This is a genomic window from Nitrosomonas halophila (genome assembly GCF_900107165.1).
Lineage (GTDB): Bacteria > Pseudomonadota > Gammaproteobacteria > Burkholderiales > Nitrosomonadaceae > Nitrosomonas > Nitrosomonas halophila.
The window spans coordinates 69,856-80,127 of sequence record NZ_FNOY01000008.1 but is presented as its reverse complement, the minus strand read 5'-3'; the positions used below and the strand labels follow the sequence as shown (position 1 = coordinate 80,127).

Below are 10,272 nucleotides of genomic sequence, written 5' to 3'. Positions count from 1 at the left end.
AAGCCGACCGTGTCTTCACACAAGCCGGTGTCTTGGCTAATCGTCTTGTTGTTACATCTTGCGTTGGCTGACAACACAATGCGGACACGTTGTATTAGGCTATGGGGAACCTCCCGGCAACGGCTTATTGTTTCCAGGAGGTCTCTTTGTTCAGTAGTTAGCGTCAGTGGGAATAAAGGGCGGGCCATGCAATTTTTGCTTGTTCAATCAAAAAAATGGCAAATTATCCGATATATTTCAAGCTTTGGGTACTAGTCAAAACTTCTCGATATATCGTACTCAGATAACTGCTTCCGTGAATTGATTTTATCTTTTGTTGTGCGGTTCCCTCGCTCACAAACAAGGGAACATATTGCTCTGTTTCCCATCCCTGAAGTATGGCTTCCAATAAGCCAATACCATTTCCGGTAAGCTTGAACTCAGACTCAACTAAGTTACGGGCCAGAACCAAGCTTCCATGCGGGTAAAATGCAAGTGTGACCGAGTTATTTCCATTTATTGGCTGACGCAACCTTCGCCAATCCTCATCAAATACACCCTGAACAAAGCAATCTTTCAAAGAACATCTATCTTGAATATCTAGTCCATACATAACAGCCCAATACAAGATCAGGTCATAATTCAATGAAATGACGGTGTCAAATCTTTTAACAAACTCATAGATGATAGGAATTTTTACTGAAACATCTTGGTATTCAGGGTGAACATCCCTCACAGCCTGAATTAGCGTATCCCTTACTCGCACGTATGCATTATGAGTTTGGTTATCTGGTATGTTGAGCGATTTATTCACATTCGATGCTTGCCAAACCAAGCGAAGAACAAGTTCAAAATCCTCGGTTTGGAAGAACCGGAATAAGTTCTGAACATCACCAGCCAACAATCCATGATCGAATGCATGCTGAACAAGGGAGCCGTAATCGAAGCGATCATCTACCGCTCTGCTGGCACCATTTCCTAGCAGCAGTGCACCTGTGTAATGGCGGGAAACTTCGTTCCAGTTGTTAATATGAAAAGGCATCATAGACCTTGATTATGCTGCTGTCGCAGTAGGAACGCCGGTTACCCGACGCCCCCTGCACAGATCCCGGCGTGCGGTTTTCCCGCACCGGGCTCTTCAATCATACTCACTCGCGCAGTAAAGCAGTTCTTCACGCAAGCCCCCGATTCATTTCCGTCCGATTGGTGTGGGTCGGTGATGGAAAGGCATATGCCGCCAGCACCCGCTTTATCCCATCCCATGTCAGACTTCGTCTTTGACTACGTCGATTTAACCACTTATAGAGCAATCTGACCACCTCCCTGCGCGCACAATGGGGTCAGGTCCATAAGAACGAACCAAGCATTCAGAACAAAAATAAAATCGGAGGGGTTGGATTCAGGCTCAATTGCTGTATCAAAATAATTACCGAGATAGACTGTAATCTCCTAGGAGGCTGTCCGAGAATAGCGATCGTAGCGAGGGTGAAGCTGGCAGCGCTGGATTTTTCGATTATTTGAGGCGAATAGTCGCTCTACTTAACGAAAAGGATCGGAAAATCCGGCTTGGCAGGTTCGTCCGTAGTAGATCAGCTTTCTCAAGAAACACCTCTCTCTATTCAAGGAGACAGCAGTCTATCTTGGCAATTTAAAATACCAATTGAATCTGGCTCCTTTGATTATGTGGTGCCCGGGGCCGGAATCGAACCGGCACGGACTTTAAGGTCCGAGGGATTTTAAGTCCCTTGTGTCTACCAATTTCACCACCCGGGCGATTGCTGCTGATATGTTTTTGGAGGCGGGGGTCGGAATCGAACCGGCGTAGACGGCTTTGCAGGCCGCTGCATGACCACTCTGCCACCCCGCCGTAATAACTGGAATAACGTTGTTCGCTTTACAACGTTATTAGCATGAGAAAGATGTTGTGCTTTGGAAATGCCAAGAACAATGTCAGGCTTTATTGGAGCGGGAAACGAGGCTCGAACTCGCGACCCCAACCTTGGCAAGGTTGTGCTCTACCACTGAGCTATTCCCGCTCTGTCTTCCAGACTTTTGTTTCTTAACAAGCACGTGATTATAAAGAGACCATTTATTTTGTCAAGAATAATGGTTCATAATGGTTCATCTTCGGGGTGGCGGCTGTCCAGAAGATGTTAACCATTTAGCATATAAAGCACCTCATGCCGCAAATCCCGCTGGATCAGAAACGATAGCCATGTCTCTGGTCTACCACGCACAAAGCAGCCAAGACCGCGTGATGCAGTCTTGGCTGCGGCCGTCAATAATCAGTCAGGCTGTAATCACTCTAAACCAACCGTCCAGCCCTTGGCCCAGTCATCGTTGGCATCGGCAAAAGCGCCAATGTGATTGACCGGATCGAAGAATGGATCGTTGGGCACCGGCGCACCGCCTGTCAGCAATGGCGAGCCAGCTGCCGGCAGGTAGCCATTCAGCTGCGGGTCGCCAGCGACATTGCCCGGCTGCGAATTGAACCAGTCGCTGACCAGGAAAGGTTCGGTCGGACGATCGTTGAAATTGACATCGCAATTGACATAGCTGTTTTCGATCGTCAGGCTGCCGCTCAGATTGCCTGGGAAACCGGCATGGTCAAATGTTGCAGTGTTGTCGAGGGTAATACAGGAGCGCCCGAAACCGGTCACGACCGTATTGTGAATATTAGCCGCTGTGCCGCGTCTGAGCACGATGCCATGGCCATCCACACCGGAGCCGGAACCGATCAAGGTGAAGTTGGACACTTTCCCCAGCGAGCGCGGCAGGCTGTTGTGATTGCGTTCATTGTTGTCAGCCTCGATGCCCGCATCGCTGCCATCCGGCAGGTTGACGACCAGGACATGCTGTGCCTTGCCCACCCAGCCAATCTGCCAATCGAAGCCATCGTCGTCGTTATAAGTCGCCACCAAATGCTTCAGGTTGACCGTGCCGCCGAACATTTCAAAACCGTCATCCGCACCCATATGGCATTGGGCAAAATCGATCGTGGTTCCATCACCCACACCCAGCATAGTGAAACAATTAAGCTCTTCGTCAGGGCGGACTTCAAAACCGGCATAGCGAATCGAAACATATTTCACGACACCGCTGTTGTCATGCGGATTACCGCCGCCATAAGGTGTGGTCAGGGCTTCGTCCAATTGCTCGCAGACGGCAACCCCCTCGGCGCAACCGTTTGCCGGCGCATTGCCGGCCAGCACCAGGCCACCCCATTCACCTGGCAATTGCTCGTTCGGACCCGTCATGACGATAGGATGCTGTGGCGTGCCAATGGCATGGATCTTGGAATTGCGGCGCACATACAGAAAATCCAGGCCGGAACGGCCAATCACGCGGGTGCCGGGTTCGATTGTCAGCGTAGCGCTGTTCACCCGGTCGCCACCGATGAATACGCCACCGCTCACGATCCAGGTGGTATTGTTCGTGAGGGTAATATCCTGATTATATTCGCCTTCCAGCACGCATGCATTCGGCACATTCTCGGAAGGTCTGGCAAATGTGGGACAGCCAGTGAAGGCTTGCTCATGCAGGCCTTTTACCCGGAAGCGCAGTGGATTGGCGTTGGGCACCACTTCCAGTACCGCATTGAACTGGGTACCGCCAACATCGATACTGGGCAGATATAGCTGGCCAAAGACCGGATCGAAATGTGCGCGATCGGCATTCGGGGTGGTAATGACACTTGCATCTGCCAGTTCCAGTTCTATATCGGTGCTGTTGGATGCGACCAATCTCAATACCGCCCGGAAGGTCGGTGCGTTGACATGGCTTTTGCCCGAAGGCACGTCGACTGCCTCGATGATGACTGAATTGGTAGTGGGATCGTACTGGGCATTTGCAACTGCCGACGAGGTGTGAAATAAGGCCCCGCCCAGAATGGCAAGCGAGATGGCTGTTTGTTTGAACACGCGAGATTGGCTCATATCAATAGACCCTGAGTTAAAAAGAAAATTTGGGGCTGAACCGTGGAGGGGCACAATCCAGCCTAGATTTTCAAGTCTACTGACGCCGCTTTACAGAACCGTGACAGATTCTTGACTGTTTTATGACAATCGATAACCTGCAATTTTTACGGGGATGCATACAGCATGGCATACTCGATCGCCGGTTTTAGGGCGCCCTGGCGCACCCGCGCTCCGTTGGCCCGGCCTTTCCCGCCAACCCGGCGGTCGGCGGTCGGCGGCCAAGCTATGCTCATCAAGGCCATACGGTAAATTGCCGCCAGTGCCGTTTGGGCCGCGGCTGCTGGTCGCAAACATGGGGCAGCTGACTGGCTGCCTGTCCAATTTCGTCGGGCGCCATGATCACGATAGGCAACAAGGTGCTGATGTCCTTGCCGCATTGTTGCAATGCCTGCAATACCGGATCGGCCAATAATTGTTGGCTGTATAGAATAGCCCGGCTTTGTGCCAGTTCGCGTTCGCCAGCCTTGCATAAGGCCTCGATTTCTGCATCAAAGGCCGCACTTCGTGCGGACAGCCGTTCTATCGCGCTCTGGTCGATGTCATCCAGGCATTGCTGCTTGGCAAGTTTTTGCTGCTGTTCCGCTTCGCTGAGCTTGCTCGGCTGGATACAACCCGCAATGACCAGTGACGCCAGCAGCGCCAGGCAAGTAAAGATTCTGTTCTGCATCACAAGTCGATAAAGATATAAGATTTTGAATTTAAAAATCGAGCACAAAACCCATTCTGAATTCACGGCCCATACGGTAACTGCGGGCCAGTTCGCTGCCCTGGATGACTTTGATGCGGTCATCCAGCAGGTTACGAATATTGAGGGTTAATGCCATGTTGTTGAATAATTGATGACGATAGACCAGGTCGACCCGATGTACCGGTTGGTCATACTTGTCCGGCGCGCCCAACGAGCCGACTTCAGCGATCCGCTTGCCGATGGTGTTGTACAACAGGGTTGCCAGGATGCCTCTGTCGGGATTGTCGTAGCCAACCTGGAAATTGACAATATAGGGTGAGTGGCCCTGCAGCGGCCTGAAATTGGTGGTTTGTGCGACCATGTTTTCAGGTTTCAATTCAATTCTGGATTTGGACCAGGTGAAATTGCTGGCGACATAAAAGTGTCTCAGGTTCGGATGGACGAAATCCAAATGTTTCATGATTTCTGCCTCCAGTCCATAGACCTTGGCCAGTTTCGCATTCTGCAACGTCAGGACGCCGCCCGGCCCGGGCAAGATAATCAACTCGATCGGGTTGGTGATGTCCTTCCAGAATCCGCCCAGGCTCATGCTTTCGTTAGCGGAAAAATAATACTCCCAGCGCACATCGTAACTGGTGATTTTCGCCTGCTGCAGATCCGGGTTGCCCAGGGTTTCACGGTCACTGACCGGATCCAGGAAAGGCGCGGGAGACAACTCCCGGAAATCGGGGCGGGATATCGAGCTCGAATAACCGGCCCGCAATTGCTGCTTATCAGTCATGAACCAGGTTGCTGAGACTGAGGGCAGCAGATCCTTGCGCACCAGCTTTGATTCCAGTGGCTCCCGATTGGGGCTGAACAGCTCGAAAGTGGACACGACCTGATCGTTGTCTTCGACCCTCAAGCCACCTGTCAACCGTACTTTATCGAACAGGGTCAAATCACCTTGTCCATAATAGGAGAACAAGTCCTGGGTCGCGACGTAGTTATCGGTCGCCCGGGTGGATTCGCGCAACTGAAAGCCATTCGGGCCGATAAACTCAGGACTCAGAATCTTTTCCAACGACCCCAACCCCAGTACATCCTGGCGCCGGGCATCCGGACCCAGCGCGCCGAAACTGAAGCGGCGAATGCGGGAATCCCTGGTCCTGGATTGCTTGATGAACCCGGACTGGAGCGCGAACCGATAATCCTGGTGGAAATCGAGCGGCAACTTGACATCGAGCCGGAAGCTTTCATCGTTGTCATCCAGCTTGGAAAAATTGGTCTGATTGCTGTCAGCCCGGCGGGTAAAAAAGAATCTTCCATCACCGCTCGGAATCTGGTCAAACCGGTAGGATCTTTCATTGGGCGCATTGCGTCCGGCATTCGAGCGTGTCCATAGCCAGTTGGTTTCCAGATCGGCGAGCGCTTGCCAGCGATGCATCCCACCTATCTGACCGACAATCAGGCTGTTTTCCATATATTGCAGCTGTGAACGACGGATCACGAAATTTTCCGAATCGGACCAACCCTCGGTAATGCGCGCCTCATCCTGTGTTTGCCGCAACACCAGCGCATTGGCAAAAATCGAATGATCATCGGTATAGCCTGCTTCCAATCCCAGGTAGCCGCTTAGATTGGCTTCACGCTCGGTAAAGTTAACCTTGTTATCGACAATCAGCTCCAAATTGTCGCCAGTGGTGGGCGCATAGAAACGTTGAATTTCCTGCTGGGAATTCCATTTATCGACCCAGCGCACGGAACTGGTATAACCAAACGAGAAATCCCCCTTATGAAAGGAATCGCCAATGGCCAGATTGATGCGGGTATCGGGACCGATTGGCTTCTTGTTGATGTCCCATACCCCGGATAAATCATTGCCCAGTTTTCTCAACTCTTCCTGCGTCAGGCCGGCCGGGTTGGTCGGCGCAAACTGTGTCAACTGCCGCCCACCAGCGGTCGCTGCCGCCAGTGATGCAGGCATTTTTCGGGCGCCATCATCGACACCGAACATATCAAGACTGCCACCGCGATAACGCAAGCCATTGGTAAAGGATGTACCCTGGTTCAATCCGAATTGGTAGGTAAACTGGAAGAAAAAATCATCCGGTGGCCTTTTGGTGCGCATCTCCACGGTTCCGCCGGCAAACTCGCCTGGGCGATCCGCCGAATAGGATTTCTGGATCAGTATGCTGTCAAGCACGCTGGTCGGAAACAAATCCAGCGGCACCACTCGCCGGGTTGGGTCAGGAGAAGGAATGGAAGCACCATTCAATAATGTGCTCGCATAGCGTTCACCCAGCCCCCGCACATACACGAATTTGCCGCCAATCAGGGTCAGGCCGGTTGTGCGCCGCAGCGCGCTGGCGGCATCGGAATCACCGGAGCGCCCAATCTGCTCCGCACCCAGCACATTGGCAACAGCCGAGCTGCTGCGCTGCTCTTCCACGACAGAGGCGATACTGCCTGCGATATGGGGTTCCAGCACGACAAATTCAGGCAGCTCCAATCCGGTCGGTGCCATTGAGAAGACTTCCTTGCGGACAGCGTCCTTCAGAACACTGATACCGTCCCGCACTTGCGCACTGAAATCAGGATGCATGATGGAAATACTATAGTCACCGCTGGGCACCTCGATTTTGAACGATCCATCCTGTCCGGTCCGCAATTCACCGGCAATGCCGCTGACAAATACCTGCGCCCCCGCTATCGGTTGCTTGTTTTCTGCCGACAATACCACGCCTTCGATAAAGCCCTTGCCATCAGCTTGCAAGTTTGCAGCAGCAAAATCGTCAGCCGGTTGGGATGCCATGCTCGACGTTGCAATATCGATAAGCGGTTGGCGGCCATCGGGAAAAGTCGTAACAATCACCTGAACATTCTCACCCTGAGTGAGTGTCAGCTCCCAGCTGGCCAGAACTTTCGAGTCTTGCTGGAAGCGCATGCTATGCACACCGGCCGGTAACGTCATGTGCGCATGGCCATTGCTGTCGGTCACCGCCAGCAGATCCGGTCCGGCGCCAAATTCGACATGGGACAATGGTTTGCCGTCTTCAAACAAGTAAACCATAACCGTCGCATCATTGGCCGCATGCGTAAGCATGGACGCGCAAACAGTAACGATCAATACAACGAATCGGCAGTATTGGCTCATAACAAGGTTGAGTTCGGTCTTTGTTGAGATAGGTTCACAGCTGAATGATGAAAGCCGTTACCGGCTGGAAAAGGTTTAATCACTAGACCGCTTCGCACTTAAGGCTGTCCGCATCGCAATCCTGCATCAATCGGCGCAGCTCGATTGCGCGTTTGAATAAATCGGGTTGCTTGATCGGATCCAGATGCCGCCGGGCTTGGTCAAAGTTGCCGATCGCGAAGGCGGCATAGGCCAGGGCATAGCGAATATTTTGATCGTCGAGCAAATGGGCACGCTGCAAGGCCGTTTCCATGCCGACGATCATTTCGTAGCGATTGAGACCCAGCAAAATGGCCAAGCGCTGCTTGAGCTTGACGCTTTGGTCCGATATGCGCTCATTCAGTGCCAGGGCTCGGTACCAGCGGCCTGCGCGCCGGTATAATTCGGCCGCTTCGCTGATGAATGACGCATCGAAAGCCGCTGCCTGTTCCATGATGGCTGCCGCGGTGTTGATCAGGCCCTGATCCAGGTAGGTATGTGCCAAGACCTTGGCAATGACAGGATGCGCGGGATATTTCAATCGTCCACCTTCGAGGATCATGGCGGCTTCATCGAACTGGCGGCTCAGGCGAAGCGCATTGCCGATCGCAATATAGTCCTCGGGCCTGGTTGAGGATTTCCGCAAGTAACTGCGTCCTATTTCCGCCCCGAGCTGGAACAATTCCAGCTCTATGGCATAGAATGCCTGCCGCCGGATAAAGCGGTCATCAGCGCTGAAATAGTGATTGCCCTGTTGCAAGGCGCGCCAGGCGGCGTCATATTGTTTGAGCAGCCAGTGCGACTGGGCTTTCATTTCCAGCAGGACTGGATAACTCTTGATATTGTCCCCCGCGCGCTCGACGGCCTTGATCGTCTCGCGGTATTCCTCCAGACCGTAATGCGCCTGCGCCAGGTATATGAAAATCACCGGTTCGGTTTGTCCAAGCTCAATCGCCTGATGAAAGCTGACCTTGGCACCGGCCAAATCCTGCAGTCCCAACTGCGCCAGACCCAGCACCGTGTAATAGCGCATCAGATCGAGATCCTTCTGCTCCAGATCGATATTCTGCAACGTCCTCAAGGCGCGTTCGTTATGCCCGTCCTTGACCAGCGTGGCGGCCAGGGTTAGAAAATCCGCCTCGGGCTCGGGTTGCTTGTCCGCAACAGCCGGTGTCATCCACCCGAGGCAACACAGCAGCAAGACCCCGATCAATTGCAACGATTTATGCCAGAAGTGGTGTTTGATCTGATTCTGCAGCATGACGCTTACTCCAAACCGAAACGAATGCGTTGCTTGGCCCACACCTTGACAGGTGCGCCTTGATAGAGCGCCGGTGAAAATTGCCAGTGCTTGATGCCGGCGATGGCGGCATCATCAAACACCCCGGCGGGAGAGGATTCAAGCACTTGCACTTTGTCCACCGAGCCATTCAGATCGATCAAGATGGAAAGTACGACATAACCTTCTATACCGCGTTTCTTGGCCGATTTCGGATAGACGAAACGACTGCGGCTTCTGGGCTGGGGCGGGGTATCGACCGAATCTTCCGTCATGACGGATGCGCCGGTCTTGCCCAGCAAGCTCTCATCGACTGCCGACATATCGCCGATCCCCAGACCCAGCAAGCCCATATCGATTCCCGACAGGGACGAATCGAGGCCCGACAGGGGGGGTGCCACGCGAGCCTGCCGGGGAGGTGTTTTGGGTTTGGGCCGTTCGACTTTTTTGACTGGCTGCGGCTTTTCCAGCTTGGTGATTTCCATGGCAGTGCTTTTCTCGGGCGCCGCACGCTCAAATTCACCCAGGTAACGATTCATCAGCAACACCAGGCCAATGACCAGAACCGGCCCGAGCAACATGCCCAGTCCGCCGGAAACATATTTGCCACGGTCAACAGTCATAAGGGATGCCGTCACCAGTCTGCTCTCCTAACCGGCTTCTTTCTGGGTTGCGACCCCGACATGCCTGGCACCTGCCAGGCGAGCCTGATCGACCACTTCCACCAGCTTGCCGGCTGGCACACCCTCGTCAGTAACGACCAGCACCCCGGCCTCGGCGGAGGCTTTCAGCAAGTCGCGCAGCTTGCTCTGTATCAGCCAGATACGAATGGGTTCGCCATCGAGATAGGTATCACCTGCCTTGTCGATATAGAGGCGGATGGCTTTGGTCGATGCGGGTGACGCGCTGGAGGCATTCGGTCTTTCCAATTCCAGTTTCATATCTTTCACGAACGTGGTGGTGACCATAAAAAAGATCAGCAATATGAAAACGATGTCGATCAGTGGCGAAATATCCAAACTGCCGCTCGCATCGGTACTTTCTCGGTATCTCATCTGTTCATCCTGGCTAATAAGGGCTCGTTAATAAATAACTTGAGCATGCGCTGGGGTCGCTTTTGGGCATCTGCGGTGTTGCGAGGCTTGCGAATGGAACGACCATTCGGCTTCACCTCGCGCCTGACATCTTTCCCGAA

General features: G+C 53.1%; 8 protein-coding genes and 3 tRNA genes. All 11 read right to left on the bottom strand.

Annotation, left to right across the window (positions count from 1 at the left end; genetic code table 11):
• Positions 1 to 223: 223 nt before the first annotated feature.
• The 11 genes from BLV85_RS03455 to BLV85_RS03410 all read right to left on the bottom strand — a co-directional run bounded on the left by BLV85_RS03455 (position 224) and on the right by BLV85_RS03410 (position 10,132).
• Entirely contained in the window at positions 224 to 1,024 is an 801-nt protein-coding gene (locus BLV85_RS03455) for a DUF4917 family protein (protein WP_218132767.1), read from the bottom strand.
• 639 nt (positions 1,025 to 1,663) lie between these two features.
• A tRNA-Leu gene (locus BLV85_RS03450) sits at positions 1,664 to 1,752 on the bottom strand.
• 20 nt (positions 1,753 to 1,772) lie between these two features.
• Positions 1,773 to 1,846 (bottom strand) — tRNA-Cys (locus tag BLV85_RS03445).
• A gap of 94 nt (positions 1,847 to 1,940) precedes the next feature.
• A tRNA-Gly gene (locus tag BLV85_RS03440) sits at positions 1,941 to 2,015 on the bottom strand.
• 264 nt (positions 2,016 to 2,279) lie between these two features.
• Positions 2,280 to 3,914: a hypothetical protein gene (locus BLV85_RS03435; protein ID WP_090412146.1), complete on the bottom strand. Its 1,635-nt coding sequence runs from the start codon at positions 3,912 to 3,914 to the stop codon at positions 2,280 to 2,282.
• Between the two features lie 146 nt (positions 3,915 to 4,060).
• On the bottom strand, positions 4,061 to 4,189 hold the full coding sequence (locus BLV85_RS15780) for a hypothetical protein (RefSeq protein ID WP_281245709.1): 129 nt from the start codon (positions 4,187 to 4,189) through the stop codon (positions 4,061 to 4,063).
• Positions 4,189 to 4,626, bottom strand: coding sequence for a hypothetical protein (locus tag BLV85_RS03430; protein WP_176973909.1), 438 nt, complete (start codon positions 4,624 to 4,626; stop codon positions 4,189 to 4,191). The genes BLV85_RS15780 and BLV85_RS03430 overlap by 1 nt, the downstream gene beginning before the upstream one ends.
• 28 nt (positions 4,627 to 4,654) lie before the next feature.
• A complete protein-coding gene (locus BLV85_RS03425) occupies positions 4,655 to 7,696 on the bottom strand; it encodes a TonB-dependent receptor domain-containing protein (RefSeq protein ID WP_176973908.1) in 3,042 nt (1,013 codons plus the stop codon).
• Between the two features lie 166 nt (positions 7,697 to 7,862).
• Positions 7,863 to 9,059, bottom strand: coding sequence for a tetratricopeptide repeat protein (locus tag BLV85_RS03420; protein ID WP_090412140.1), 1,197 nt, complete (start codon positions 9,057 to 9,059; stop codon positions 7,863 to 7,865).
• A 5-nt stretch (positions 9,060 to 9,064) separates the two neighbouring features.
• Complete coding sequence (locus BLV85_RS03415) at positions 9,065 to 9,715, bottom strand: energy transducer TonB (protein ID WP_245725073.1); 651 nt, start codon at positions 9,713 to 9,715, stop codon at positions 9,065 to 9,067.
• A 12-nt stretch (positions 9,716 to 9,727) separates the two neighbouring features.
• A complete protein-coding gene (locus BLV85_RS03410; protein ID WP_090412136.1) occupies positions 9,728 to 10,132 on the bottom strand; it encodes an ExbD/TolR family protein in 405 nt (134 codons plus the stop codon).
• Positions 10,133 to 10,272: the final 140 nt, after the last annotated feature.